The 24,255-nt window shown below is 65.4% G+C and carries 25 protein-coding genes and 2 tRNA genes; 7 read left to right on the top strand and 20 right to left on the bottom strand.

The annotated features are described in order from the left end of the window. Nucleotides 1-15: 15 nt before the first annotated feature. The 11 genes from ACO056_RS11990 to efp all read right to left on the bottom strand — a co-directional run bounded on the left by ACO056_RS11990 (nucleotide 16) and on the right by efp (nucleotide 10,731). The gene (locus ACO056_RS11990) at nucleotides 16-1,341 is read right to left on the bottom strand and encodes a M20/M25/M40 family metallo-hydrolase (RefSeq protein WP_421846995.1); all 1,326 of its coding nucleotides are present in this window, start codon (nucleotides 1,339-1,341) and stop codon (nucleotides 16-18) included. A 75-nt stretch (nucleotides 1,342-1,416) separates the two neighbouring features. After that, a complete protein-coding gene (locus ACO056_RS11985; protein WP_421846993.1) occupies nucleotides 1,417-2,967 on the bottom strand; it encodes an aminoacyl--tRNA ligase-related protein in 1,551 nt (516 codons plus the stop codon). 113 nt (nucleotides 2,968-3,080) lie between these two features. Beyond that, a complete protein-coding gene (phaR, locus tag ACO056_RS11980) occupies nucleotides 3,081-3,641 on the bottom strand; it encodes a polyhydroxyalkanoate synthesis repressor PhaR (RefSeq protein WP_421846991.1) in 561 nt (186 codons plus the stop codon). 87 nt (nucleotides 3,642-3,728) lie between these two features. Then, nucleotides 3,729-4,787: an alanine racemase gene (alr, locus tag ACO056_RS11975; RefSeq protein WP_421846989.1), complete on the bottom strand. Its 1,059-nt coding sequence runs from the start codon at nucleotides 4,785-4,787 to the stop codon at nucleotides 3,729-3,731. Next, complete coding sequence (locus ACO056_RS11970; RefSeq protein WP_421846987.1) at nucleotides 4,777-6,402, bottom strand: MFS transporter; 1,626 nt, start codon at nucleotides 6,400-6,402, stop codon at nucleotides 4,777-4,779. Before ACO056_RS11970 ends, alr begins: the two co-directional genes overlap by 11 nt. Nucleotides 6,403-6,605: 203 nt before the next feature. After that, nucleotides 6,606-7,037 (bottom strand): iron-sulfur cluster assembly scaffold protein, encoded by a 432-nt coding sequence (locus ACO056_RS11965; protein ID WP_421846985.1) that lies wholly within the window; start codon nucleotides 7,035-7,037, stop codon nucleotides 6,606-6,608. Then, a complete protein-coding gene (locus ACO056_RS11960) occupies nucleotides 7,034-7,657 on the bottom strand; it encodes a CvpA family protein (RefSeq protein WP_421846983.1) in 624 nt (207 codons plus the stop codon). The genes ACO056_RS11965 and ACO056_RS11960 overlap by 4 nt, the downstream gene beginning before the upstream one ends. 11 nt (nucleotides 7,658-7,668) lie before the next feature. Then, nucleotides 7,669-9,036: a DNA repair protein RadA gene (radA, locus tag ACO056_RS11955; protein ID WP_421846981.1), complete on the bottom strand. Its 1,368-nt coding sequence runs from the start codon at nucleotides 9,034-9,036 to the stop codon at nucleotides 7,669-7,671. A 181-nt stretch (nucleotides 9,037-9,217) separates the two neighbouring features. After that, a tRNA-Leu gene (locus ACO056_RS11950) sits at nucleotides 9,218-9,301 on the bottom strand. A gap of 35 nt (nucleotides 9,302-9,336) precedes the next feature. Next, nucleotides 9,337-10,161: an inositol monophosphatase family protein gene (locus ACO056_RS11945; RefSeq protein ID WP_421846979.1), complete on the bottom strand. Its 825-nt coding sequence runs from the start codon at nucleotides 10,159-10,161 to the stop codon at nucleotides 9,337-9,339. A gap of 6 nt (nucleotides 10,162-10,167) precedes the next feature. After that, nucleotides 10,168-10,731, bottom strand: a complete 564-nt coding sequence (efp, locus tag ACO056_RS11940; RefSeq protein WP_421846977.1) for an elongation factor P — start codon at nucleotides 10,729-10,731, stop codon at nucleotides 10,168-10,170. Between the two features lie 108 nt (nucleotides 10,732-10,839). Between efp and ACO056_RS11935 the strand changes: the two genes are divergently transcribed. Continuing rightward, nucleotides 10,840-11,229, top strand: a complete 390-nt coding sequence (locus ACO056_RS11935; RefSeq protein ID WP_421846975.1) for a hypothetical protein — start codon at nucleotides 10,840-10,842, stop codon at nucleotides 11,227-11,229. Nucleotides 11,230-11,235: 6 nt separating this feature from the next. Here ACO056_RS11935 and thiE read toward each other — a convergent pair whose 3' ends face one another. From thiE to tkt, 6 genes are all read right to left on the bottom strand, one after another. Beyond that, entirely contained in the window at nucleotides 11,236-11,865 is a 630-nt protein-coding gene (thiE, locus tag ACO056_RS11930; RefSeq protein ID WP_421846973.1) for a thiamine phosphate synthase, read from the bottom strand. Nucleotides 11,866-12,031: 166 nt separating this feature from the next. Then, nucleotides 12,032-12,928 (bottom strand): fructose bisphosphate aldolase, encoded by an 897-nt coding sequence (locus ACO056_RS11925; protein ID WP_421846971.1) that lies wholly within the window; start codon nucleotides 12,926-12,928, stop codon nucleotides 12,032-12,034. Nucleotides 12,929-13,034: 106 nt separating this feature from the next. Continuing rightward, nucleotides 13,035-14,234 carry a phosphoglycerate kinase gene (locus tag ACO056_RS11920; RefSeq protein ID WP_421846969.1) on the bottom strand — a complete coding sequence of 400 codons (1,200 nt, stop codon included), beginning with the start codon at nucleotides 14,232-14,234 and terminating at the stop codon, nucleotides 13,035-13,037. Then, on the bottom strand, nucleotides 14,231-14,659 hold the full coding sequence (locus ACO056_RS11915; protein ID WP_421846967.1) for an MOSC domain-containing protein: 429 nt from the start codon (nucleotides 14,657-14,659) through the stop codon (nucleotides 14,231-14,233). The genes ACO056_RS11920 and ACO056_RS11915 overlap by 4 nt, the downstream gene beginning before the upstream one ends. Before the next feature lie 46 nt (nucleotides 14,660-14,705). Continuing rightward, entirely contained in the window at nucleotides 14,706-15,713 is a 1,008-nt protein-coding gene (gap, locus tag ACO056_RS11910) for a type I glyceraldehyde-3-phosphate dehydrogenase (RefSeq protein WP_421846965.1), read from the bottom strand. Between the two features lie 95 nt (nucleotides 15,714-15,808). Beyond that, nucleotides 15,809-17,794 (bottom strand): transketolase, encoded by a 1,986-nt coding sequence (gene tkt / locus ACO056_RS11905; protein ID WP_421846963.1) that lies wholly within the window; start codon nucleotides 17,792-17,794, stop codon nucleotides 15,809-15,811. Between the two features lie 172 nt (nucleotides 17,795-17,966). Between tkt and ACO056_RS11900 the strand changes: the two genes are divergently transcribed. The 6 genes from ACO056_RS11900 (at nucleotide 17,967) to ACO056_RS11875 (ending at nucleotide 20,491) form a co-directional block, all read left to right on the top strand. Next, the gene (locus ACO056_RS11900; RefSeq protein ID WP_421846961.1) at nucleotides 17,967-18,179 is read left to right on the top strand and encodes a hypothetical protein; all 213 of its coding nucleotides are present in this window, start codon (nucleotides 17,967-17,969) and stop codon (nucleotides 18,177-18,179) included. After that, a complete protein-coding gene (locus tag ACO056_RS11895) occupies nucleotides 18,176-18,529 on the top strand; it encodes a cell division protein ZapA (RefSeq protein ID WP_421846959.1) in 354 nt (117 codons plus the stop codon). Before ACO056_RS11900 ends, ACO056_RS11895 begins: the two co-directional genes overlap by 4 nt. A gap of 232 nt (nucleotides 18,530-18,761) precedes the next feature. After that, the gene (locus ACO056_RS11890) at nucleotides 18,762-19,358 is read left to right on the top strand and encodes a 5-formyltetrahydrofolate cyclo-ligase (RefSeq protein ID WP_421846957.1); all 597 of its coding nucleotides are present in this window, start codon (nucleotides 18,762-18,764) and stop codon (nucleotides 19,356-19,358) included. Between the two features lie 11 nt (nucleotides 19,359-19,369). Then, nucleotides 19,370-19,594, top strand: coding sequence for a DUF2842 domain-containing protein (locus tag ACO056_RS11885; RefSeq protein WP_421846955.1), 225 nt, complete (start codon nucleotides 19,370-19,372; stop codon nucleotides 19,592-19,594). A 166-nt stretch (nucleotides 19,595-19,760) separates the two neighbouring features. After that, nucleotides 19,761-19,837, top strand: a tRNA-Asp gene (locus ACO056_RS11880). A 177-nt stretch (nucleotides 19,838-20,014) separates the two neighbouring features. Further along, on the top strand, nucleotides 20,015-20,491 hold the full coding sequence (locus ACO056_RS11875; RefSeq protein ID WP_421846953.1) for a hypothetical protein: 477 nt from the start codon (nucleotides 20,015-20,017) through the stop codon (nucleotides 20,489-20,491). A gap of 67 nt (nucleotides 20,492-20,558) precedes the next feature. On the opposite strand, the gene ACO056_RS11870 is transcribed toward ACO056_RS11875, so the two are convergent. The 3 genes from ACO056_RS11870 to ACO056_RS11860 are packed head-to-tail and all read right to left on the bottom strand — an operon-like array spanning nucleotide 20,559 to nucleotide 24,158. Beyond that, nucleotides 20,559-21,836 carry a dihydrolipoamide acetyltransferase family protein gene (locus ACO056_RS11870; protein ID WP_421846951.1) on the bottom strand — a complete coding sequence of 426 codons (1,278 nt, stop codon included), beginning with the start codon at nucleotides 21,834-21,836 and terminating at the stop codon, nucleotides 20,559-20,561. Between the two features lie 4 nt (nucleotides 21,837-21,840). Then, on the bottom strand, nucleotides 21,841-22,854 hold the full coding sequence (locus ACO056_RS11865) for an alpha-ketoacid dehydrogenase subunit beta (RefSeq protein WP_421855468.1): 1,014 nt from the start codon (nucleotides 22,852-22,854) through the stop codon (nucleotides 21,841-21,843). Nucleotides 22,855-22,868: 14 nt separating this feature from the next. After that, nucleotides 22,869-24,158, bottom strand: coding sequence for a 3-methyl-2-oxobutanoate dehydrogenase (2-methylpropanoyl-transferring) subunit alpha (locus ACO056_RS11860; RefSeq protein WP_421855465.1), 1,290 nt, complete (start codon nucleotides 24,156-24,158; stop codon nucleotides 22,869-22,871). Between the last annotated feature and the right edge of the window lie 97 nt (nucleotides 24,159-24,255).

Raw genomic sequence — 24,255 nt, 5'->3', positions numbered from 1 at the left:
GCCCCAATGGCAAGGTCAGCGCTTTGCTGCCGCCTCGGGCCGATAGTCGCCGCCGGGCACTGCCGAAGCAATCGGGCTCTCCGCGCCGTCCGCTGCCACCGAACTCACCCCGAAGAACCAATCGTCCCCGCGTACGCCGTCAAGCCGCAGATGCGTCGCATCGGTCTCGGCCAGCGGCTTTGCGTCCCAGCCCGGCGCATCCGTTCGCCGCTGCCACACGCGGTAGCGCGCCGCGCCTGGCACCGCCGTCCAGTCGACATCGGTGAAGGTCTGCACCGCCGCCGTGACTTTGGCCGCTGGCGGCATCGGCGCCGCTGCCAGCGCTGCCAGCGCGCGCACATTAAGCCGCGTCACCCGCGCGAGGTAGGCAAAGTCCATTGCCTCGACCGTGTCGCCAAACGGGCGTCCGGCCTCGGTCCGCACGTTCTGGTGCTGCCGCTCATAGTTCTCCACGGCCACGGTAAACCGCACGGCCGGATAGCCTGCTTCCTGAAACGGCAGGTGATCCCCGCCGCGACCCATGCGGTCTGCCCGCCAGACCTGGCGCACGGCAAGCCCGTTGTCTCCCAGCCCCGCCAGCCAGCGCGAGAGATTGCGCGAAGGACTGTCGTTCTCCCCGCCGATGGCGCGCTGCGCGTCAAGCCGCGCAGCACTGGCATCGGCGCGCGGCCCTTCGGAAAACACGCGCACATGGGCATCGTCCAGCAGCCCGTCGGACCCGCGCGAATTGCCGACGATATCGTTGTTGAGCACGGCTTTCACCGTCCAGCCCTGCGCCTTGGCATAGTCTGCCAGCACCTTGCCGCCATAAAGCCCCTGCTCCTCGCCCGAGAGCACAGCATAGACAATCGTCCCCGCAAACTTCGTTTTCGAAAGCGCCCGCGCCGCTTCGAGCACCAGCGCGGTGCCCGAACCATCATCGTTCGCACCCGGCGCGTCGCCCTTGGCATCCAGCGCATCGGAATTGCGGCTGTCGATATGCCCCTGCACGATCACGACTTCGTTGGGCCGCAAGGTCCCGCGCTGGATCGCCACGACATCAATCAGCCGCGTCGGGCTCGGAATGCGCTCGCCTTGCACCGTCGTCTCGGGCAGCACGATCTCGAGGCACCCGCCGCAGCCAGCGCTCGTCTTGCGAAATTCGCCTTCCGCCCACGTGCGCGCTGCGCCGATCCCGCGCTTGGGATCTTCCTGTGATGACAGCGTATGCCGCGTCCCGAACGCGACAAGCCGCGCAATATCGGCCTCGAGCCGGACTTGCGAGACGCTGTCATCAGGCGCAGCGTGAGCAGCAACAGGAACGACAAGGGCGAGCAGCGGGAGCGCGAAAAGGGCCTTCATGATCCGACCAATATCCTAACTTTCGTTCGTGTCGAGCGAAGCCGGGATTTTAGGCGCCCCGCCTGCCCCAAAAGGTCAATAAGCTCGCGCCACAAGAATGCGCTCCACCGCCGGCTCACCCGTAAACGGGCACAGCCCCACCACCGGCGCCGCATCCATCGGCGTGTTGCGGATCGTCAGCTTGAGCGCCTTGAGCTGCTCCACCACCGTGTCGAGCGCCGCCCCGGTCGGGCGCGACCAGCACAGCTCCACCCAGCCCGGAAAGGCCTTGTCCTCAGAGAAGTACGCCGCGAGGCCCGCCAGATCGCTGATCCCGCGCTCGATCTGCGCATCGCGCCGCGCGCGTGCTTCCTCGAACAGACCGGTCTGGATCGCTTCCAGTTCACCCGCGGCGGCGTCAACGAAAACGTCCTGCGCCATGCCAATGAAGTTGGCCTTGCCATCCTCGCGCCACAGCCGGTCGCGGCGCAGCACGGAAACCTGCCCGCCTTCCGCATCGCGTCCGCCGATCTCAAGGATGAGCGGCACGCCCTTCTTGACCCAGCCCCAGCGCTTGGCAGTCGCCTTGCCCGGCCGCTTGTCGAGCAGCACGCGCACCTTTTCGTCGAACACCGTCAGCGCCGCGAGCTTTGCCCGCAGCCCCGCGCAGTATTCGAGCAGCGCAGCATCGCCGTCGTTTTCGCGCAGCATCGGCAGGATCACGATCTGCTGCGGCGCGATGCGCGGCGGGGTGCGCAGGCCATCATCATCGCCGTGCGTCATGATCACGCCGCCGATCATGCGCGTGGAAACGCCCCAGCTCGTGGTGTGGCACAGCGTCTGCTGGCCTTCCTTGTCCTGATAGCGAATGCCCGCCGCTTCCGAGAACGTGGTGCCCAGATAGTGCGAAGTGCCCGCCTGCAGCGCCTTGCCGTCCTGCATCATCGCCTCGATCGAGAACGTCTCGACCGCGCCCGGGAAGCGCTCGTTCTCGGGCTTCGGGCCCGCGACCACCGGCATCGCCAGCACATCTTCCGCAAAGCTGCGATACATCTCCAGCGCGCGCAGCGTCTCGGCCATCGCATCGGCCTCGTCCGCGTGCGCGGTATGGCCTTCCTGCCAGAGGAACTCGCTCGTACGCAGGAACATGCGCGTGCGCATTTCCCACCGCACCACGTTGGCCCACTGGTTGGTCAGCATCGGCAGATCGCGCCACGACTGGATCCACCGCGCCATCGCCGCACCGATCACCGTCTCCGAAGTCGGCCGTACGATCAGCGGCTCTTCCAGCTTCGCCTCGGGATCGGGCACGAGGCCGCCCTTGCCATCGGCGATCAGCCGGTGATGCGTGACGACCGCCATTTCCTTGGCAAAGCCCTCAACGTGTTCGGCCTCGCGCGCGAAGTAGGACAGCGGGATGAACAGGGGGAAGTAGCAGTTCTCGACGCCCGCTTCCTTGATGCGTTCGTCCATCAGCTTCTGGATGCGTTCCCAGATGCCGTAGCCCCACGGCTTGATCACCATGCAACCGCGCACGCCGGATTCCTCGGCGAGTTCGGCTTCGGCAATCACTGCCTGATACCACTGGGCGAAATCGTCCTGCCTGAGGACAGGCAGGGCGTGCTTGATCGATGCGTTCTGATTCATGCTGGCCGGTTAGAGTGATTTCGAGGGAAATGGAACATTTCGCGGCTCGGAAATCGCGGCGAACCAAGAATCCGCCCCAAACGGGATCCGTTCAATCCCGCCTGGGCGCAGCTTCAGCCTGCAAGCTGGTCCAGCTTCTTCTGCATGTCGGCCATCTGCTTGCGCAAGACGGCCAGTTCGTCGTCCGCCGGCGCCGCAGCGCTCTTCTCGGTTTCGGCCGCCTGCACCGCACCGGGCACGAACGCAGCCGTTGCGGCCTTGAACAGTTCCATGTTGCGCTGCGCGATCTGGGCCAGCGGATTGGCGCCGATGCTGTCCTCGATCGCCTTCCTCAGCTTGGCTTGGTTCTCGCGGAAGTGCTCCATCGAGGCCTCAAGATAGCCCGGAAGAAGCGCCTGCATCGAGTTGCCGTACATGGATATCAGCTGGCGCAGGAAGTTCGTCGGCAGCATCTGCTCGCCGCTCGCTTCCTCTTCCATGATGATCTGGGTGAGGATCGTATGGGTCAGATCAGCGCCGGTCTTGGCATCCATGACCTTGAATTCAATGTTTTCTTTAACCATCTGCGCGAGGTGATCAAGCGTGATGTAGCTTGAGGTCCGGGTGTTGTAGAGCCGCCGGTTCGCGTACTTCTTGATGATGACGGTGTCGCCGTCCTTCGCTGCGTTTGCCATTTTTTTCGCGCCCTGCTGGGTTTATGCAAGAGGCATTAGCAGATGCGGTATGTGCAGCGCAATAAAGCTTGAGGGGATAACGACAATTCATTCTATTCTGGCAAATCGGCGCCCCATTGATGTCAGCAGCTCGTATTGCGATAGACCGCTGTTCGCAGCCGCCTCAGGCAGCGCGTATTCCACACCAAGCCAGTCCCCTTCGCCGCAGTTTTCCGCGCGGGACAGGTCAACGATTGTCATGTCCATCGAGACGCGCCCCAGCACCGGCAAGCGCGTCCCCTGCCAGAGCATATGCCCCCGGCCAGACCAGCAGCGCAGGTAACCATCGGCGTAACCAATCGCTATTACCCCTGCGCGCATCGGTCGGGGCGCGGTGAAAGTCGCGTTGTACCCCACCGAATCGCCTGCCGCGAGGTCGCGGACCTGGATCACCGCGGCCTCGGGAAAGGCCACTTGTGCGATCTGCCCGGCAAACTCGCTGCGCGGTACGCCGCCGTAAAGTGCCAGCCCCGGCCGGGTGAGATCGAAATGATAATCGGCGCCAAGCGCAATCCCGGCACTGTTGCACAAGCTGTAGCGCCGCGCTGTCACGGTACTCGCCGCTTCGCAGAACCGCGCCAGCTGCGCCGCATTTTGCGCACAATCCTCGTCCGCGCTGGCCAGATGGCTCATGCAGGTCTCGATCTCGAGCAACGCAACCGCCGGATCGCCGATTTCGGCCAGCGGCAGCCCGAGCCGGCTCATCCCCGTATCGACCATCAGGTCGCAAGCTCCGCCCCCTGCGGCCAGCCAGCGCCGCACTTGCGCCAGCGAATTGAGCACCGGCCGCACCCCTAGCGCGCGGGCATAGACCGCCTCGGCGTCCGTCATCGGTCCGTGCAGCATCGAAATCTGCGCCGGCGGGACAAGGCGCGCCGCCTCTGCCGCTTCCTGCCAATGCGCCACGAACCAGTCGCGGCACCCTGCCGCCGCCAGCACCGGCACCGCAGCCCGCGTACCCAGCCCATAGCAATCCGCCTTGATCGCCGCGCCTGCTCGCGCCGTTCCCGAAAGGCCGTCAAGCGCGGTCCAGTTCGCCGCCAGCGCCGCCCGGTCGAGCCGCAGCCGCAGCGCTGCCGGGGGCAGCGGCAGGTCTTCAGGCATCATCGTGCGCGAAGTCCTTTGGCGGCCCGCCCTTCAGCCCCCAGAGCCCGACCACGAAGGCCACCAGCACCACCACCCAGGTATACCACAGCCCGGCATAAGGATCGCCGGTCTTGGCCACGATCAGCGCCGAAATCAGCGGCAGGAACCCGCCGAGATAACCGGTGCCAATATGATAGGGGATCGACATCGAGCTGTAGCGGATGCGCGCAGGAAACATTTCGGCGAGCACCGAGGCCGCCGGACCATATGTCGCCCCCGTCAGTGCCATCAGCACGACGAGCCCCAGCACGATCACCGCGCTGCGGCCGAAATCGGGCTTCACCTTGGCAAAGTCATAACCCGCCTCGGCCAGCATCGCCTGCAGCACCTTGCCCCGCGCCGCGCTCTTCTCGGCCCAGGGATAGGCATCCAGCGCAGCCGGCTTGGCACCGATGTTCATCGCAAGCGCAGGCGCCGCCTCCAGCGAATAGCGTACGCCCGAGGCGGAAAGGTCTGCCAGCAGCTTGCCGCACGGCGTGGCCTGCTCCGCCGCGAAGGGGTTGTAGCCGCAATCGGGGCCGCTCACTGCCACCGGCTCGCGCCGGGCCATGTTGGCCAGGCCGGGATTGGCCGCGCTGCCGATCATCCAGAACACCGGGAACACCAGCACCAGCATGGCAAGGTAGCCGAGCACGATCGGCAGTTTGCGCCCGACCTTGTCCGAAATGTAGCCGAACAGCACGCTGAACGGCATGCCGATCACGCAGGCAAGGCCCACGATCAGTTCGGCGGTCATATCATCAACCCGCATCGGCCCTTTCAGGAACGACAGGCCGGTGAACATCGCGGTGTAGAAGATCACCGTCAGCCCGGCCGCCACCCCGAACAGCGCGACAAACAGCCGCTTCATGTTCCCGGGATACGTCATGCTCTCGATAAACGGATTGCCGGCAATCTCGCCGCTGTCCTTCATCGCCTTGAACACCGGGCTTTCCGAAAGCTTGAGCCGCATCCACAGCGAAACCGCCAGCAGCAGCAGGCTCAGCAGGAATGGCACGCGCCAGCCCCACGCTTCCCAGATCTCCTTGCTCATCACGCCCTTGCAGACCAGCACCACCGCAAGGCTGAGCACGAAACCGCCAACCACGCTCGACTGGATGAAACTGGTGAAGAACCCGCGCCGTTCGGGCCCGGCATGCTCCGCAACATAGACAGCAGCGCCGCCATATTCTCCGCCGAGCGCCAGCCCCTGCAGCACGCGGAGCAGGATCACCAGCACGGGCGCAGCATAGCCGATCGCGGACGCGGGCGGGATCAGCCCCACCCCCGCCGTGGCGATGCCCATCAGCGTGACGGTGACAAGAAAGGTATATTTGCGCCCGAGCCGGTCGCCCAGATAGCCGAACAGCACCGCGCCGAGCGGGCGAAAGCCGAAGCCGACCGCAAACACGAGCCAGAACAGCAGCATTTCCAGCGTGGCATTGCCGGTCGGGAAAAAGGCCTTGGAAAGGATCGCACCCAGCGTGCCGTAGATGAAGAAGTCGTACCACTCGAACACGGTTCCGACCGACGAGGCCGCGACCACGAGGCGGATTTCCGCCGCAGTCGGTTCCGGTGCGCCATTCACCTCATGCATGCCCAAGTTGTTCCCATCCCCTCGCCGGCAACCTTGAGACCGTCCGGCACTTCACCCTGAAACGCGGGCTGTAGCGAAGCGAGGGCCAGTGCGAAAGTGCGCCATTACAAAGAATTCCAGCGCTCCTCCTCGTCATCGCCAGGAGCGCCGCGATGAAGCAATCCAGAGCGGCCAAACAAGGCCTGACCAAACCTTGCCTGCCCTCACCCCAATGCCGCCAGTGCGGCATCCCACGCCAGCATGATCGCACCATGGCGCGCCGGATAGCCGAGCGCGGGCTCGACCAGTGCAATCCCGGGCCAATCGGGCATTTCGGCTGTGCCGGCCAGCCAGTCCGCCAGCGCTGTGCGCGCATCGGCAATCTGTTCCCGGCTCCGTCCCTTCGCTGCGCTGGCAAAGGCGTAGGCCGCCGCCTGCCCGATCGCGCAGGCATGCGGGCGCAGGCCGAGCGCGCTGATCCGCCCCTCGGCATCGACCGCGAGCCCCAGCGCCAGCGTGCTCCCGCACCGCCGCGAACGGGCCTCGCCGCGCAAAGGCAGGCTCTCATCCCAGCTGAAATCCGCCAAGGCCGTTGCCGCGCCAAGGATCTCGGGCGTGTAGAGCGTGCGGCCCGGTGCCTTCTGGGCAGTTGTCATTCGCCGTTCGCCGCCTTGCTGATCCGCCGCTGCAATTCGCGCCGCGCCGCCTTCTTCGCCGCGTTCCTCGTGGCGGTCTCAAGCTCGCTTTCCTTGTCCGCCTGCGCCTGCTTGGCTGCCTTCGCGGCCTCCTCGCGGCGATCGTCGATGATCGTCATCAGTTCTTCGCTCGCGGCATTGAGAAACGGATACGTCCGCGCGGCCGTGATCCATGTCGGCCGGCCGTCAACGCCCCATACGATGTCATAGCCGAACACCAGCAGCGAGAAGCCGAGGACCATGATGACAAAGCCCTTGATCGCCCCGAACCCGAAACCGAGCACCCGGTCAATCGGCCCTAGCACCGAATTGCGGCTCGCGTTGCCGACCGATGAGGCCAGCATTTTGGCTGCAAAGAAGGGCAGGATTGTGAGGATCGCGAAAGCGAGCACGCCCGCGCCCGTCTCGTTCTTGAGGTAGGGCGTCAGAAAGTGCGTCAGCGGCTCATGGCCATAGCGAATGGCAAAGAGCCCTACGCACCACGCGAGCAGGGACAGCACTTCCTCGACAAAGCCGCGAAAGAACCCGCCGATCGCGCAGACCGCAACGATCAGGAAAACAACATAATCGAAGCCGGTCATCGCCGCGAAATCTACGAGCCGCCCATCACCCGGTCAACCAGGTTCGGCAGCAGAGTTATCGGTGCGTAGGTAATCCCCGGCACTTTCTCCTGAGTACCCGCTGGACCATGCGCCTTGTCGAACCCAAGCTTCGCCGCCTCGCGCAGCCGGATCGAGGAATGCGCCACGGGCCGCACTTCGCCGGCCAGCGAGATTTCGCCGAACCATGCCGAAGCGCCGGAAAGCGGCCGGTCCGAAAGCGCCGAGATGAGCGCCGCCGCCACTGCTAGATCCGCTGCCGGATCGGTCAAACGATAACCTCCAGCGACGTTGAGGTATACTTCCGCGCTCGAAAAGTTGAGCCCGCAGCGCGCTTCCAGCACCGCCAGCAACATGGCAAGCCGCCCGCTGTCCCAACCAACCACCGCGCGGCGCGGCGTCGCCCCGCTTTGCAGCCGCACCGTTAGCGCCTGAATCTCGACCAGCACCGGACGGGTGCCTTCCAGCGCCGGAAACACCGCGCTGCCCGGCACCGGGCTCTCCCGGCCCGAAAGGAACAGCAGCGAAGGATTGCTGACTTCTTCCAGCCCCGCCCCCGCCATTGCGAACACGCCGATCTCGTCCACCGCGCCAAAGCGGTTCTTGAGCGCGCGCAGGATGCGGTACTGGTGGCTGCGCTCACCCTCGAAGCTCATCACCACGTCGACCATGTGTTCGAGCACGCGCGGCCCCGCAATGGTGCCGTCCTTGGTTACGTGCCCCACCAGCACCAGCGCCGCACCGCTCGCCTTGGCATAGCGGATGAGCTCGAACGCGCAGCCGCGCACCTGGCTCACTGTGCCGGGTGCGCCCTCGATCTGGTCGGAATACATCGTCTGGATCGAATCGATCACCACCAGCACCGGCGGGTCCATCGTGTTCAGCGTGGTCAGGATATCGCGCACGGATGTCGCCGCCGCGAGCCGGATCGGCGCTGTGCCAAGACCAAGCCGGTCAGCCCGCAGCCGCACCTGATCGGCCGCTTCCTCGCCGCTGATGTAGACCGCGTCGCCGCCTGCCGCAGCGACCCGCGCCGCCGCCTGCAGCAGCAACGTCGATTTGCCGATCCCGGGATCACCGCCCATGAGAATCGCCGAGCCCGGCACCAGCCCCCCGCCCAGCGCGCGGTCAAACTCGGCGAGCCCCGTCTTGCGCCGCTCGGGCAGTTTTACAGGTTGATCGAGCGCCACGAACGCCACCGGGCGCCCGCCGCTCGAAAGATCGTGCTTGGAGGAAAACACCGTCTCCGGCGCATCTTCCTGCAGAGTGCTCCATTCCGCGCAATCGGGGCATTGCCCTTGCCAGCGAGGCGAAACCCCGCCGCAGGCCTGGCAGACATATCGGCGTTTGGGTTTGGCCATGGCTGATGCCTAATGCGAACATAGCGGGAACGCAAGACCTGCTATGCGATCCCACCACAATGGCCGCAACTCCAAACCCGCTCATGCTGAGCTTGTCGAAGTATCATCCGCAACGCTTGTGCCAGCCACCCTTCGACAGGCTCAGGGTGAGCGGCGTTTTGAATCGTGAATGAGAGGAGAATGGTGCCCCTGGCCAGACTCGAACTGGCACATCTCTCGATAACCGATTTTGAGTCGGTCGCGTCTACCATTCCACCACAGGGGCACTGCGCGGGGGTTTAACCGCCCCCGCGGCGGGCATCAAGCAGTCTTGATCGCGCCGACGACCAGCTTGTGAAGCTTGGAATGGAGCGCATCGTTGCCAGCCAGCACGGTCTCGTCACAGATAGGCTGCGAGCGCCCGCGGTAGTCCGAAACAAACCCGCCCGCCTCGCGCACCAGCAGACACCCGGCTGCCGTATCCCACGGCTGCAGTGAGCTTTCCCAGAACCCGTCATAGCGGCCCGCCGCCACCCAGGCGAGATCGAGCGCCGCGGACCCGAAGCGCCGGATACCCGCCACGCGGGGCCCCAGCTCATGGTAGATACGCGTCCACTCGCCCATATCACCCCGGCCCGAAAACGGGATTCCGGTAGCGATCAGCGCTTCATCCAGATGGCGCCGCGCAGAAACCCGCAAGCGCCGGTCCTGCAGCCACGCGCCGCGGGTCTTTTCGGCCCAGAAGCTCTCGTCCGTGATCGGCTGATAAACGATGCCACCAGTCACCTCGCCCCAGCCCTTGCCGTCAAGCGTCGGTTCCTGCACGGCGATCGAGATCGCGAAGTGCGGGATGCCGTGGAGGAAGTTGCTGGTGCCGTCGAGCGGATCGATGATGAAGCGCGGCTTGCCCGGCTCCCCCTCGATCGTGCCGCCTTCCTCGAGCACAAATCCCCAACCGGGCCGCGCCGCGCGCAGCTCGTCCCACAGCGTACGCTCGGACGCCTGATCGGCCTTCGAGACGAAGTCCGCCGGCCCCTTGCGGCTCACCTGGAGGTGTTCGACTTCGCCGAAATCACGGCGCAGCCGCTGGCCGGCCTTGCGGGCCGCCTTCTCCATCACCCGCATCAAGCCGGATATTGCTGACATGTCGGATCAGCCCACCTTGCCGACGTAGGTACGCTCGTAGACGTCGACCACGATCCGCGTTCCGCTGGAGATGAACGGCGGCACCATCACACGCACGCCGTTGTCGAGGATCGCGGGCTTGAAGCTGGAAGAAGCGGTCTGCCCCTTCACCACGGCATCGGCCTCGACAATCGTGGCTTCGACCTGCTCGGGCAGCTGCACCGAAATCGGGCGCTCTTCCCACATTTCGAGCAGCACGGTCATGCCGTCTGCCAGGAAAGCCACAGCTTCGCCCAGGAGGTCGGCCGGCAGCGTGATCTGGTCGTAGGTTTCCACGTCCATGAAGATCAGGTCGTCGCCTTCCTTGTAGAGGAACTGGAAGTCCTTGGTATCGAGGCGCACGCGCTCGACCGTGTCCTGGCTGCGGAAGCGCACGTTGGTCTTGCGGCCATCGATCAGGTTCTTCATCTCGACCTGCATGAACGCGCCGCCCTTGCCGGGCTGGGTATGCTGGGTCTTGGCAACCTTCCAGATGCCCTTTTCGTATTCCAGGATGTTGCCCGGACGGATGTCCACGCCGCTGATCTTCATGATGGAAAGAGCCCTAACTGGGATGCACGCCGAAAGGGTGCGGGAGCGCGGCCCTTAGCGCCAAGCGGCGATTGCTTCAAGCCGCCGTCGCATGCTAGCCACGCGGGCATGATCCGCGCTGCCACAACCGCAATTGTCCTGCTCGCCGCTGCTCCCGCCATGGCCATGCCGGGCGGAGTGATGTCGACGGTCAGCCAGGGCCGCTGGACCTGCGAACTGCCGGGTGACGCCACCACCCCGCCCACTCCGCGCCCGGAGAACAATTTCAGCATCGTGCCTGATTCCAGCTACCTCGCCGGCGGGGTGCGCGGCACCTACCTCCTGCTCGGCAACAAGTTCACGATGACCTCGGGCCCCTTTGCCGGCAGGCGCTTCGTCAAGGTAGGGCTGACGCTGATCAAGCTTGGCCCCGATAGCAAGCGTGAGGCACTGCGCTGCGTGCGTGCTGGCGCGGTCCGCGATGATTACAGCGCCGATGAAGGCGCTTCGGCGCAGTAGTCCCGCTCAGCCCGCCGCTTGCGCGATTGCCTCATGCAAGGCGCGCACGCCCGCCGCCTCGTCGCCGCCCCATACGGCCTGGCTCACCGCAAGGAAATCTGCCCCCGCCTGCACCAGCGGCACGCAGTTGGTCGCCGTGATCCCGCCAATCGCCACGCAGGGCAGCTCGAACAACCGCGACCACCATTGCAGCAGCTCGGGCTCGGCGACATGCTTGGTATCCTTGGTGGCACTCGGGAAAAACGCCCCGAACGCGACATAGTCCGCCCCCGCCTCGCCTGCTTCCATCGCCAGGTGGCGGCTTGCATGGCAGGTCACGCCGATCTGCGCCGCCTTGCCCAGACGCGCCCGCGCATCGGCGACCGAGCCATCGTCCTGCCCCAGATGAACCCCATCCGCCTCCAGCCGCTTGGCCAGTGAAATCGAATCGTTGATGATGAACGCCACCTCGCGGTCTGCACAGATGCGCTGCAGCGGCTCGGCCAACCGCGCAGCTTCGTGCTCGGCCACGTCCTTCACGCGAAACTGGAACGCCGCGACAGGCCCCGCATCAAGTGCGCGGGCAAGCCGGTCGGGGAACAGGCCGCCCACATCGAGCGGCGAGATCAGGTAAAGCTGGCAGGCAAGGTCAGACATGCCGGGGCCTTAGCGAGGCGGGGGCGACAGCGCAAATCCCACCCAAGACATCGTCATTGCGAGGAGCGCAGCGACGAAGCAATCCAGAGCGTTCGTGCCAAGCCGCTCTGGATTGCTTCGCTTCGCTCGCAATGACGAACCTTGGAAAGGACTTGCAGAGCCAGCCTCAGGCCGTCTTGACGGTCGATCCGTGATGAATCTCGTCAATTGCCGTGCCCAGCACCGCATCGAACTCATCGTCGTTCATATGTGCCCGCAAGTCTTCGAGCAGCGCGCGGCTGAAGCTCGCGATGATGCCGTGGTTCTTGGCGAGCTCGACAACCGCATCGCCGCGGCTGTACCCGCCGGAAAGCGCCACCACACGCAGCACCGCCGGATGCGTGGTCAGCGATGCAAACAGGCCCGGCTGCAGCGGCAACGAGAGCTTGAGCATGACCTGCGTACCCTCGGGCAGCGCATTGAGCGCCTTGGTCAACTCGTCGAGCAGAATCGCGTCGCATTCCGCGCGCGTTTCGCTCTTGATGTTCACTTCGGGTTCGATGATCGGCATCAGACCGTGCGCCAGAACTTGCGCCGCCAGTTCGAACTGCTGCGCCACCACGGCGGCGATACCTGTGCGGCTCGCCGAATTGATCACCGAACGCTCCTTGGTGCCGAAGACGCCGAGCGACTTGGCATGGGTGAGCAGCGTATCAAGCCCCTTGATCGGCTTCATCAGCTGCACGCCATCAGACTCGGCCTCGAGCCCCTGATCGATCTTGAGGAAAGGCACCACGCCCTGCTCAATCAGCGCCGTGGGCACGGGCATGCCATCCACATTGCCATTCATCGTGCGCTCGAACAGGATCGCGCCGATTACTTTTTCGCCGCTGAACGCGCCCGAACGGATGATCCGGCAGCGCATGTCGTGGATCAGGCCGAACATTTCCTCGTCGCTGCTCCAGGCGCCTTCCTCGATGCCATAGCCCTTGAGCGCCTTGGGGGTCGAACCACCGCTCTGGTCCAAGGCCGCAATAAACCCTTGTCCGGCTGCGATCTTGGACTTCATCTCGGCAAAGTTCATGGCGTGTCCCTTTTGGCGCGGTGCATTCGTATGCGCGGCCCCATAAAGCGGTTCGTGCCGCACTGCAATATCGCAGCGCGGCCGACATGCGATAAAATCGGAGTCGTTACGCCTCGAGCGCCGCCACGCCAGGCAGTACGCGGCCTTCCATCCATTCCAGGAAGGCGCCGCCCGCGGTCGAAACATAGGTGAAATCGCCCGCAACCCCGGCATGGCTCAACGCCGCAACGGTATCGCCGCCGCCCGCCACCGAAACCAGCGAACCCTCGCGCGTCAGTGCCGCCGCCGTCCGCGCGAGCGCCACGGTCGCGGTATCGAACGGCGTCGTCTCGAACGCGCCCAGCGGCCCGTTCCACACCAGCGTCTTGCAGACCTTGAGCACGTCCGCCAGCGCCTCGGTTGCCGCCGGACCCACATCGAGGATCATCTCGTCCGCCGCCACTTCGTGCACGTTGCAGGTGCGCAAGCTCGGCGGATTGGCCGCAAATTCCTTCGAGACGACCACGTCATAGGGCAGATGCACGGTGCAGCCCGAGGCATCTGCCGCATCGAGAATCGCCTCGGCCGTCGGCGCCAGATCGTGCTCGCACAGCGACTTGCCGACATCGACCCCGCGCGCGGCCAGGAACGTGTTGGCCATGCCGCCGCCGATGATCAGGTGATCGACTTTGCCGACAAGGTGCTTCAGCACATCGAGCTTCGAGGAAACCTTGGCACCGCCCACCACAGCCGACACCGGGTGCTCGGGATGATCCAGCGCCTTGCCAAGCGCCTCAAGTTCCGCCTGCATCGAACGGCCTGCATAGGCAGGCAGCACATGCGCAAGGCCTTCGGTCGTCGCATGCGCGCGGTGCGCCGCCGAAAAGGCGTCGTTCACATAGATGTCCGCATTGGCGGCAATCGCCTTCACCAGTTCGGGATCGTTCTTTTCCTCACCCTTCCAGAACCGCGTGTTTTCAAGGCACGCGATCCCGCCCTCGGGCAAGATGCCGACAACCTGCTTCACCACCGGCCCGGCGATCTCGGACACGAACATGACCTCGCGGCCCAGCACCTGCTCAACCGCGCCAATCACCATGCTGAGCGACTGGGTCGAGACACGCTCGCCCTTGGGCCGGCCGAAGTGGGCCAGCAGCAGCACTTTGGCGCCCTTGTCGGCCAGTTCGAGGATCGTCGGCTTCGCGGCCTGCACGCGGGTGTCATCGGTCACCGCGCCGTCCTGCATGGGCAGGTTGAGGTCCACGCGCACCAGCACGACCTTGCCGCGCACGTCGCCGATATCGTCCAGGGTCTTGAAAGCGCTCATTCCTCGATCCTCACTTCATCGCCCAAGGCAATATCGCCTTCGCTGATCACCCGCCCGCAGATCCCGCCGCGCCAGTCCGGCGTCAGCGCCGCGCGAAGTCCCTCGCGCAGCGCGTCCATCCGGCTGCAAGGATCGCATTCGCAGCGCACCTCGATGCGCAGGCTCTTGCCGATAGCGATCACCTTGCCCGCCTCGCGCGGCAGGCGCACGCCGGATACCAAGAGGTTGGCGCGCCGATCAGACCAGACGAGGCCGCCCGCGCCGCCCAGGTCCTGAATCGCCGCAGCCCAGCTTTCGGCCTCGATCACGGTGATCTGCCGGTTGCCCTTCTTGCCGGCGGGCACTGGCCCCCGGCAATCGCCCTCCAGCCCCCGGTCCGGGGTCACCGACGCGCGGTCCAGCGTCTCCATGGGTCCGCGGGACACCTTGTGCCGGGCAATCCCGTCAAGACGTCCCGCAGTCGCCATGATCTTAAAGAAGCCCGCCCATCACGCCGGCCGTATCGACCATGCGGTTGGAGAAGCCCCACTCGTTGTCGTACCACGAAAGCACGCGCACCAGCTTGCCGTCGATCACCGAGGTCTCGAGGCTGTCGATGGTCGAGCTGTGCGAATCGTGGTTGTAGTCGATCGAGACCAGCGGTTCGTCGCTGAAGCCGAGCACGCCCTTGAGCGCGCCTTCCGAAGCTGCCTTGAGCAGCGCGTTGACTTCGTCCTTGGTCGTGTCGCGCGCCGGCTGGAAGGTCAGGTCCACCACCGAGACGTTGGGGGTCGGCACGCGGATCGCCGAACCGTCGAGCTTGCCCTTCAGTTCGGGCAGCACTTCGCCGACAGCGCGGGCAGCACCCGTGGTGGTCGGGATCATGCTCATCGCGGCGGCACGCGCGCGGCGCGGATCGTCGTGGATCTGGTCAAGGATCTTCTGGTCGTTGGTATAGGCGTGGACCGTGGTCATCAGCCCGCGCACGATGCCGATGCTGTCGTTCAGCACCTTGGCGAACGGTGCAAGGCAGTTGGTGGTGCACGAAGCGTTGGAGACGATGGTGTGCTCCGCCGTCAGCTTGTCGTGGTTCACGCCGTAGACGACGGTGAGGTCGACATTCTTGCCCGGTGCCGAGATCAGCACCTTCTTGGCGCCCGCCGCGAGGTGCTTCTCGCACGAAGCGCGGTCAGTGAAGAAGCCGGTGCATTCGAGGACAATGTCGATGCCCTGCGCGCCGTGCGGCAGGTTGGCGGGATCGCGCTCGGCGGTCACCGCAATGCGCTTGCCGTTGATGACGAGGTCGTTGCCCTCGACTTCAACCGTACCTGAAAATGCGCCATGCACGCTGTCGCGCTTGAACAGCAGGGCGTTAGCCTTGGCGCTCGCCAGATCGTTGATCGAAACCAACTCCAGCCCGCAGTCCGGCCGCTCCAGAATGGCGCGCGCCACATTGCGCCCGATGCGCCCGAAACCGTTGATCGCAACCTTCGTCGCCATAATAGAACTCCTTCCTAGCAATCTTCCACCCGCCTTCGTCATTGCGAGGAGCGAAGCTTCGCTGCGCCCGCAATAACGAAACGCGGTAACGAAACTCAGCCAAGCCGCGCCTTGATGCGCGGCAGGATCTTCTCGGGCACGAGGCCGAAGTGGTCATAGAGCACCGGCGCTGGCGCAGAAGCCCCAAAGCTGTCGATGCCGATGGTGAGGCCATCGCCGACATACTTCTGCCAGCCCAGCGTCACGCCCGCCTCGATCGAGACCTTGAGCGCATCAGTCGGCAGCAAGTCGGCGCGGTAGGCCGCGTCAGCCTCGTCGAACAGTTCCCAGCACGGGAACGAGACGACATCCGCGCCCACGCCCTCTGCCTCGAGCGCCTTCGCCACGTCCATGGCGATCGCCACTTCCGAACCCGTCGCCAGAAGGACGACCTTGCGCGGTGCAGTCGCGGCGACGAGGCGGTAGGCCCCCTTGGCGCTCTTCATCTCGGCATCGAAGCGGACCGGCGGGAGGTTCTGACGGGTCAGCGCCAGCACCGTCGGGCGGTGCGCATTGGCCAGCGCGAGGCTCCAGGCCTCCGCCGTCTCGATCGCGTCCGCCGGGCGGAACACGAGCAGATTGGGGATCATGCGCAGCGACATGACATGCTCGACCGGCTGATGGGTCGGTCCATCCTCGCCAAGCCCGATCGAATCGTGCGTGAACACATAAACCGCGCGCACATGCTGGAGCGCCGACATGCGCACCGCATTGCGGCAGTAGTCCGAAAACACGAGGAACGTACCGCCATAGGGAATCACGCCCCCGTGCAGCGCCATGCCGTTCATCGCCGCGGCCATGCCGAACTCGCGGATGCCGTAATAGACATAGCGGCCGCCGTAGCTGTCCCTGGTCAGCGGCCCGGTCGCCTTGGTCTTGGTGTTGTTGGAACCCGTGAGGTCCGCCGAGCCGCCGATCATCTCGGGGATCGCCGCGGTCAGCGCTTCCAGCGCCATCTCGCTCGACTTGCGCGTGGCGACCGTCGGCGGATTGGCGATCAGGCTCTGCATATAGGCGCCGATAGCGCTGCTCGTGTCGGCAGGCAGCTCGCCCGCCATGCGCCGCGCCAGTTCCGTCCCTTGCGGATGCGCCGCCGCGCGGGCTTCCCATGCCGCCCGCGTTGCAGAACCCTTGGCCCCGGCTGCGCGCCAGTTCGCCATGATGTCCGCCGGGATCTCGAACGGAGCCGAAGTCCAGCCCAGATACGCGCGCGCCGCCTCGATCTCGGACTTGCCCAGCGGCGAGCCGTGCACGTTGTGCCCACCCTGCTTGTTGGGCGCGCCCTTGCCGATCACAGTGCGGCAGGAAACCAGCGAGGGGCGCGGATCGGCAGCGGCTTCGGCGAGAGCGCGGGCGATATCGGCAAAGTCATGTCCGTCGCACGTCGCGGTGTGCCAACCGCTCGCGGCGTAGCGCGCCAGAATGTCCTCGCTCGTCGAAAGCGAGGTATCGCCGTCGATGGTGATCTTGTTGTCGTCCCACAGCACGTTGAGCCGGCCAAGACCCAGCGTTCCCGCGAGGCCGACCGCCTCGTGGTTCACGCCTTCCATCAGGCAGCCGTCACCCGCAACCACCCAGGTCTTGTGGTCAACCAGATCGTCGCCGAACGTCGCATTGAGGTGCCGCTCGGCAATCGCCATGCCCACCGCCATGGCAAGGCCCTGCCCCAACGGACCGGTGGTGCATTCGACGCCTTCCAGCATGTCGTTTTCAGGGTGGCCCGCGCAGGGACTGCCCAACTGGCGGAAATTGCGGATATCGGCCATCGTCGGCGCGGCATAGCCCGTCAGGTGGAGCAGCGCGTAGATCAGCATCGAGCCATGGCCCGCCGAAAGCACGAAGCGGTCGCGGTCCGCCCACTTGGGCGCGGCGGGATCGTATTTGAGGAATTCGGTGAACAGCACTGTCGCCACGTCGGCCATGCCCATCGGCATGCCCGGGTGCCCGGAATTGGCGGCCTCGACCGCGTCCATTGCCAGCGCCCGGATGGCATTCGCCATTGGTGCCAGCAGGGCCTGATCCCGTTCCCCAGCCAACGTCATCGTCTGTCCTAGCCTTCGATCCTGCGGCAGTGGCCGCTCACGCGCGCGGCCGATTCGGCAGCGGGCTCTCTTTGGGAGCGGCTCTCCGTAGCGTCAAGGCTGGGGCCCTGGCGTCAAGGTTGGGGAAAGGCGGGCGGTTCCCGGCTTGCGGGGCTAGGCAATTGTGCTAGCGATGGCCGCCATGACGACCGAGGCGCAGGATTCCCCGCTCGATGCGGCGCTGGACAGGATTGAGCAGGCGGTTGCCCGGCTCGAGGCTGCTGTCGCCGCTGCTCCCGCTCCCGCCGAAGTGGCCGAGCTGCGCAGCCGCCACCGCAAGCTCAAGGAACGCGTCACTCAGGAAATCCAGCAGCTCGATCTGCTTCTGGCCAATCTCCCGCAATGAGCAATGTCACACTCACCATCGGCGGCCGCCCCTACACCGTCTCCGCGCCTGATGGCGAGGAATCGCATATCGAGATGCTCGGCCGCATGGTGGCCGAACGCGTCGCCAGCGGCGGCGGCAGCGCCGGGCAGAGCGAGACGCGCATGCTGCTCTTTGCCGCGCTGATGCTGGCAGACGAACTGCACGAACTCCACCGCCAGATGCCGCCCCCCATCGCCGAGGCGCCTGAAAGCGCACCGGAAAGCCAGGCCGAACCGGCCCAGCCCACCGCCGAAGTCCTCGCCCGGATCGAGACGCTGGCCGCGCGGGTCGAAAAGCTCGCCGCGCATCTCGAAGAACCCGCCACTTGAGAAAGCGCGGCAGGTCCCCTAGATAGGGGGTGACGGGTACTGCCCGGCACGTGCCACATGAAATCCCTGAGGCTATAAGCAAAATCCTTGGGGGCTGTCCCTGCTCGGGCCCTGGCCCTGGTATATGGTCCCCACCTGACGTGAACGCGTCAGAGGATTCTCCTGGAAACGACCCATGGTGGTCCCGTCACCCCGGCACGGTGCCATTCCGCCAAGGCCACAAACTGTAGAGATGACCTTGGAACCTACCGATCTCGCCAGCGCCAAGGCTGCCCTGCGCAAGGTCTTGCGGGCCGCGCGGCGCGAACATGTCGCCGCGCTCGATCCGCGCATCAAGGCGCTGCTGTTCATGCGCCCGCCCGCTGCACTCGAAAGCCTGGTCCCGGCCGGCGCTACCATCGGCCTCTATGCCGCCATCGGCGATGAAGCGCCCACCGGCGCCTATGCCCGGCATTTCCACGAGGCCGGACACAAGATCGCCATGCCGTTCTTCGCCTCGCGCGGCGCGCCGATGGAGTTTCGCCATTGGGCCTCGCCCTACCTCGAAGAACTCATGGAGCCCGATCCCTACGGCGCCCTGCAGCCCCTCGCCGATGCCGAGCCGCTGACGCCCGATGTCCTGTTCGTCCCCCTCATCGGGTTTACCGCCCATGGCCAGCGGCTCGGGCAAGGCGGCGGCTATTATGATCGCTGGCTCGCCCGGTACCCTGATGCGCCGGCCATCGGCATGGCGTGGGATAGCCAGCTAGCCGAGGACCTGCCCACCGAGGCGCATGACAGGCCGCTCTCCGCGGTGGTAACGCCCACCCGGCTATACGGCCCCTTCTGATCGGACGCACGATGGACGAACCTGAAACCTACAAGCCGACCTGGCGCAAGCCCTTCGGCATCCTCGCGCTGATCCTGGGGCTGTTCGGCTATGCCCTGATCGTGGCGGGGCTCTCGGGCCCCATCGGGCGGCAACCGGTGATCGCGCAGACGCTGATCTATGTGATTCTCGGCACCGTCTGGCTCCTGCCGCTGCGCCGCTTCCTGATCTGGATGGAAACCGGTCGGTGGGGGTGATCGCCGCCTGAACCGAGTGGTCAAACACCGCTTCGCCGTCTGCCGGGGAACCAGAATTGCGCAAGTGTCCCTGTTACAAAACGATTTTTCCCCCACGCAAAAATTGCCGCTCAAGGGCGTTGACAGCCTGCAACGTCTGCCATAGATGCGGCGCTCCCAAGGGTGAGCGGGTGTAGCTCAGTTGGTTAGAGTATCGGCCTGTCACGCCGAGGGTCGCGGGTTCAAGTCCCGTCACTCGCGCCATTGGGAGAACGATCAAGGCACCTTCGGGTGCCTTTTTCTTTGCCCACAGCGCGCGCCCGCTCCGGCGGCACGCCATGGCTGCGCATCATCCGCAAGCTGCGATTAACCAAAATTTATCGGCCCTTGTGCCATGCATGGCCTTGTCGGCGCAGGGGCGCCCAAGGGGCTTTTCAGACGATGTACAAAGCGGTCCTTCCGGCGATGCTGGTCGCAGGCGCCACAAGCGCAGCGCTCATGCCGGCAGCGGCTCATGCTGCAGGCGGCTTGCACTTCGCCAGCGATGTCTTCATCGAACGCTTCCAGCCCGCCCCCGGCGGCCGCACCGCTCGCATTCTCGAACGCGCCGATCAGCTCCGTCCCGGTGACCGCGTCATTTTCGTGGTCAACTGGTCGGGCCGCAAGGAAGGCGGCTTCACCGTCACCAACCCGCTGCCCCGCGCCATCGCCTTTGCCGGGGCGACGGACGAGACACAGGAAGTTTCGGTCGATGGCGGCCGCACCTGGGGCGCGCTGGAAGACCTCACCGTGCTGGGCAGCAATGGCCGCCCCCGCCCGGCCCACGCCGAAGACGTCACGCACCTGCGCTGGCGCATCCCGACTCCGCAGGCACTCGCCGGCACCGGCCAGATGACCTGGCGCGGCGTGGTGCGCTAGAACGCACTGACCACAACCCTGAACCGCTCGTGCTGAGCTTGTCGAAGCACCGCCGCGCAGCCTCGCATCAATCCGCCAGCAGCAGCACCGGCGTCTCCATCAGCCGCTTCAAGGCCTGCACGAAGCTCGCTGCGTCCCAGCCATCGACCACGCGGTGATCGCAGCTGATCGACACGTTCATCAGCTTGCGCTTTGCCACCCGCTCGCCGCCCATCCCGTCGGGCACGAACATCGGCCGCTCGACAATCCGGTTCGGCCCGATGATCGCCACTTCCGGCCGGTTGATCACCGGCGTCGTCGCCACCCCGCCCAGCGCACCGAGCGAAGTGATCGTGATCGTCGAACCCGAAAGCTCTGCCGAACTGGCCGTCCCCTTGCGCGCCGCATCCGCGAGCCGCGCGATCTCGTTCGCCAGCTGCCACAAGTTGCGGTCCTGCGCATCGCGGATCACCGGCACCATTAGCCCGCCCGGCGTCTGCGTCGCCATGCCGAGATGCACCGCGCCGTGCCGCGTGACCACGCCCGCCTCATCATCATAGCGCGCATTGAGCATCGGGAAATCCGGCAGCGCCTTGCAGATCGCGGTGATCAGCAGCGGCAGCATGGTGAGCTTCGGCTTCGCGCCTCGCCCCTCGTTGAGCTGCGCACGCATCTCCTCCAGCGCGGTGACGTCGCATTCCTCGACATAGGTGAAATGCGGGATATGCCGCTTGGCCGCCGCCATGTTCTCGGCGATCCGCCGCCGCAGGCCGATGACCTTGACCGTCTCGTCCGCCCGCTTTGCGCCCGCCGCCCGGAACCCGCCGCCCGCGTTGTAGGCAAGGAACTGGTCAAGATCCGCATGCCGCACCCGGCCCTCTTCCGAGGGCTTCACCTCCGCCAGATCGATCCCCAGCGCCTCGGCCCGCGCGCGCACCGCAGGGCTGGCGAGCACTTTGGCAGCATGCACAACCTTCTCCCTCTCCCCTTCAGGGGAGAGGCTCGGGGAGAGGGGAGCTTCGGCAACCGGCGCTGCCGCAACCGGCTCATCCACCACAAAATCCGCTCGTCCTGAGCCTGTCGAAGGACCAGACGCAACCTCAGCGGCAGGCGCAGCCTCATCCCCCTCGGTCTCGATCACCACCAGCGGCGAGCCAATCGCGATCACATCGCCCACTTCGCCGGCAATCGCGATGATCCGCCCGCTCACCGGGCTTTCCATCTCGACCGTGGCCTTGTCGGTCATCAGATCGGCAACGCGGCCATCTTCGGACACCAAATCGCCGACGGCCACATGCCAGGCGACAATCTCGGCCTCGGCAATGCCTTCGCCGATATCGGGCAGGCGGAACGTGAAAGTACCCATGCGGTCAGGCCTTCAAAAGACGGTCAACAGCCTCGCCAATGCGGACCGGACCCGGAAAATACGCCCATTCAAGGCTGTGCGGATAAGGCGTGTCGAACCCCGTCACGCGTTCGATCGGCGCCTCGAGGTGGTAGAAGCAGCGCTCCTGCACCAACGCCGAAAGTTCCGCGCCAAAGCCGCCGGTGCGCGTCGCCTCATGGATGATCAGGCACTTGCCGGTCTTCTCGACCGAGGCCTTGATCGTCTCGATATCGAGCGGGACCAGTGTGCGCAGGTCGATGATTTCGGCATCGACGCCCTTCTCGGCCAGCACGGCCTGCGCCACGTGCACCATCGTGCCGTAGGCGAGCACCGTCAGTGCCTCGCCCTCCTGCACCACCCGCGCCTTGCCGAGCGGGATGCGATAATACCCTTCCGGCACCGCCCCATCGGGATGCCGCGCCCAGGGCTCGACCGGCTTGTCGTAATAGCCATTGAACGGCCCGTTGTAGATGCGCTTTGGCTCGAAGAAGATCACCGGATCGTTGTCCTCGATCGCCGCGATCAGCAGGCCCTTGGCATCATGCGGCGTGCTCGGGATCACGGTTTTGAGGCCAGCGACATGGGTGAACAGCGCCTCCGGGCTCTGGCTATGCGTCTGCCCGCCGAAAATGCCGCCACCAAAGGGCGAACGCACCGTGATCGGCGCGGTAAACTCGCCTGCTGAACGATACCGCAGCCGCGCCGCCTCGGAAACGAGTTGGTCCAGCCCGGGATAGATATAGTCGGCAAACTGGATTTCCGGCACAGGTCGCAGGCCATAAGCGCCCATACCAACCGCCACGCCGATGATCCCGCACTCGCTGATCGGCGTATCGAACACCCGCGTGCGGCCATACTTCTTCTGCAGCCCGGCCGTGGCGCGGAACACGCCGCCGAAATAGCCCACGTCCTCGCCCATCACGACGATGTCAGGATCACGCCCCATCATCACGTCGAGCGCGTCGTTGATCGCCTCGATCATGTTGAGCTTCTTCATGGAAGGCTGCTCGCTCACGAGTCCTCCTCCTTCCAATCGGGCCATTTGATCCGGCGCTCGCGGATCGCCTGTTCGCTCTGTTCCTTGAGGTGCCAGGGCAGTTCCTCGAACACATCCTCAAACAACGTACGAAAGGGATGGTGCAGGCCATGCCCCAGCACGCCATTGGCTTCCGCCGCCTTGGCCGCCGCCTTCACTTGCTCGGCCAGTTCCAGATCCATTGCCGCATGGGCGTCCGGCGTCCATTCGCCCAGCGCCTCGAGATGCCGCGCCAGACGCGTCACCGGATCGCCCAACGGCCATTCGGTCCGCTCGGCCTGCGAACGGTACTGCCCCGGATCGTCCGAGGTCGAATGCCCCTCCGCGCGGTAGGTGAAGTGCTCGATCAGGGTCGGCCCGCCGTTCGCCCGCGCCCGGTTCGCCGCCCAGCGCGTCGCTGCATAGACCGCCAGGGGATCGTTACCATCCACCCGCAGCCCGGCAATGCCATAGCCGATCGCCCGCGCCGCAAAGGTCGTCCGCTCCGCCCCGGCAAAGCCCGAAAAGCTCGAAATCGCCCACTGGTTGTTGACGACATTTAACACCACCGGCGCATTGTAGACCGCCGCAAAGGTCATCGCCGAATGGAAGTCCCCTTCCGCGGTCGAGCCCTCGCCCAGCCAAGCCGCAGCAATCCGGGTATCGCCCTTGATCGCGCTCGCCATCGCCCAGCCCACGGCCTGCGGATACTGGGTGGCAAGATTGCCCGAGATCGAGAAGAACGAAGCCTCGCGCGCCGAATACATGATCGGCAGCTGCCGCCCTTTCAGCTTGTCCGCCTTGTTCGAATAGATCTGGTTGATCATGTCGACCATCGGATAGCCGCGCGCGATCAGGATTCCCTGCTGACGATAGCTGGGGAACACCATGTCATCCGCCGCCAGCGCCATGGCCGGCGCGATCGAGGTCGCCTCCTCGCCGGTGCACTTCATGTAGAAGCTGGTCTTGCCCTGCCGCTGCCCGCGGTACATCCGGTCGTCGAACGCACGGGTCAGCGCCATCAGCCGCAACATGCGCCGCAAGGTCTCGGCATCCAGCCTCGGATCCCATGGCCCCACCGCGCGATGATCCTCGCCCAGCACGCGCACCAGATCGAGGCACAGCGGATGCGTTTCGCTCGCCTCGCAGCCTTCATCCGGACGCGCCTGCGCACCGGCTGCCGGGATCACCAGATGGCTGTAATCCACCGCATCGCCCGGGCGAAAACGCGGCTCGGGCACATGCAAATGCAGCGGCGGAAGATTGGAGGGCGGGGCCCCGGTCATGCGCACATCGCCAGCATCTGTCACTCCCGGTGCGCCTCCTGAGTAAGACGCATTATTAGCTCATCGCATAATAATATTACACGCCGCTTTCCGAGTC

Origin of the sequence: Novosphingobium sp. (assembly GCF_965228995.1) — a bacterium.
Lineage (GTDB): Bacteria > Pseudomonadota > Alphaproteobacteria > Sphingomonadales > Sphingomonadaceae > Novosphingobium.
The sequence above is the reverse complement of the archived record's forward strand: the minus strand, read 5'-3'. Positions and strand labels throughout refer to the sequence as shown.

Coding starts and splice junctions, on each gene's coding strand:
- ACO056_RS11990 (WP_421846995.1), bottom strand. CDS start 1,341: ATGAAGGCCCTTTTCGCGCTCCCGCTGCTCGCCCTTGTCGTTCCTGTT.
- ACO056_RS11985 (WP_421846993.1), bottom strand. CDS start 2,967: ATGAATCAGAACGCATCGATCAAGCACGCCCTGCCTGTCCTCAGGCAG.
- phaR (WP_421846991.1), bottom strand. CDS start 3,641: ATGGCAAACGCAGCGAAGGACGGCGACACCGTCATCATCAAGAAGTAC.
- alr (WP_421846989.1), bottom strand. CDS start 4,787: ATGATGCCTGAAGACCTGCCGCTGCCCCCGGCAGCGCTGCGGCTGCGG.
- ACO056_RS11970 (WP_421846987.1), bottom strand. CDS start 6,402: ATGCATGAGGTGAATGGCGCACCGGAACCGACTGCGGCGGAAATCCGC.
- ACO056_RS11965 (WP_421846985.1), bottom strand. CDS start 7,037: ATGACAACTGCCCAGAAGGCACCGGGCCGCACGCTCTACACGCCCGAG.
- ACO056_RS11960 (WP_421846983.1), bottom strand. CDS start 7,657: ATGACCGGCTTCGATTATGTTGTTTTCCTGATCGTTGCGGTCTGCGCG.
- radA (WP_421846981.1), bottom strand. CDS start 9,036: ATGGCCAAACCCAAACGCCGATATGTCTGCCAGGCCTGCGGCGGGGTT.
- ACO056_RS11945 (WP_421846979.1), bottom strand. CDS start 10,161: ATGTCAGCAATATCCGGCTTGATGCGGGTGATGGAGAAGGCGGCCCGC.
- efp (WP_421846977.1), bottom strand. CDS start 10,731: ATGAAGATCAGCGGCGTGGACATCCGTCCGGGCAACATCCTGGAATAC.
- ACO056_RS11935 (WP_421846975.1), top strand. CDS start 10,840: ATGATCCGCGCTGCCACAACCGCAATTGTCCTGCTCGCCGCTGCTCCC.
- thiE (WP_421846973.1), bottom strand. CDS start 11,865: ATGTCTGACCTTGCCTGCCAGCTTTACCTGATCTCGCCGCTCGATGTG.
- ACO056_RS11925 (WP_421846971.1), bottom strand. CDS start 12,928: ATGAACTTTGCCGAGATGAAGTCCAAGATCGCAGCCGGACAAGGGTTT.
- ACO056_RS11920 (WP_421846969.1), bottom strand. CDS start 14,234: ATGAGCGCTTTCAAGACCCTGGACGATATCGGCGACGTGCGCGGCAAG.
- gap (WP_421846965.1), bottom strand. CDS start 15,713: ATGGCGACGAAGGTTGCGATCAACGGTTTCGGGCGCATCGGGCGCAAT.
- tkt (WP_421846963.1), bottom strand. CDS start 17,794: ATGACGTTGGCTGGGGAACGGGATCAGGCCCTGCTGGCACCAATGGCG.
- ACO056_RS11900 (WP_421846961.1), top strand. CDS start 17,967: ATGGCCGCCATGACGACCGAGGCGCAGGATTCCCCGCTCGATGCGGCG.
- ACO056_RS11895 (WP_421846959.1), top strand. CDS start 18,176: ATGAGCAATGTCACACTCACCATCGGCGGCCGCCCCTACACCGTCTCC.
- ACO056_RS11890 (WP_421846957.1), top strand. CDS start 18,762: ATGACCTTGGAACCTACCGATCTCGCCAGCGCCAAGGCTGCCCTGCGC.
- ACO056_RS11885 (WP_421846955.1), top strand. CDS start 19,370: ATGGACGAACCTGAAACCTACAAGCCGACCTGGCGCAAGCCCTTCGGC.
- ACO056_RS11875 (WP_421846953.1), top strand. CDS start 20,015: ATGTACAAAGCGGTCCTTCCGGCGATGCTGGTCGCAGGCGCCACAAGC.
- ACO056_RS11870 (WP_421846951.1), bottom strand. CDS start 21,836: ATGGGTACTTTCACGTTCCGCCTGCCCGATATCGGCGAAGGCATTGCC.
- ACO056_RS11865 (WP_421855468.1), bottom strand. CDS start 22,854: ATGAAGAAGCTCAACATGATCGAGGCGATCAACGACGCGCTCGACGTG.
- ACO056_RS11860 (WP_421855465.1), bottom strand. CDS start 24,158: ATGACCGGGGCCCCGCCCTCCAATCTTCCGCCGCTGCATTTGCATGTG.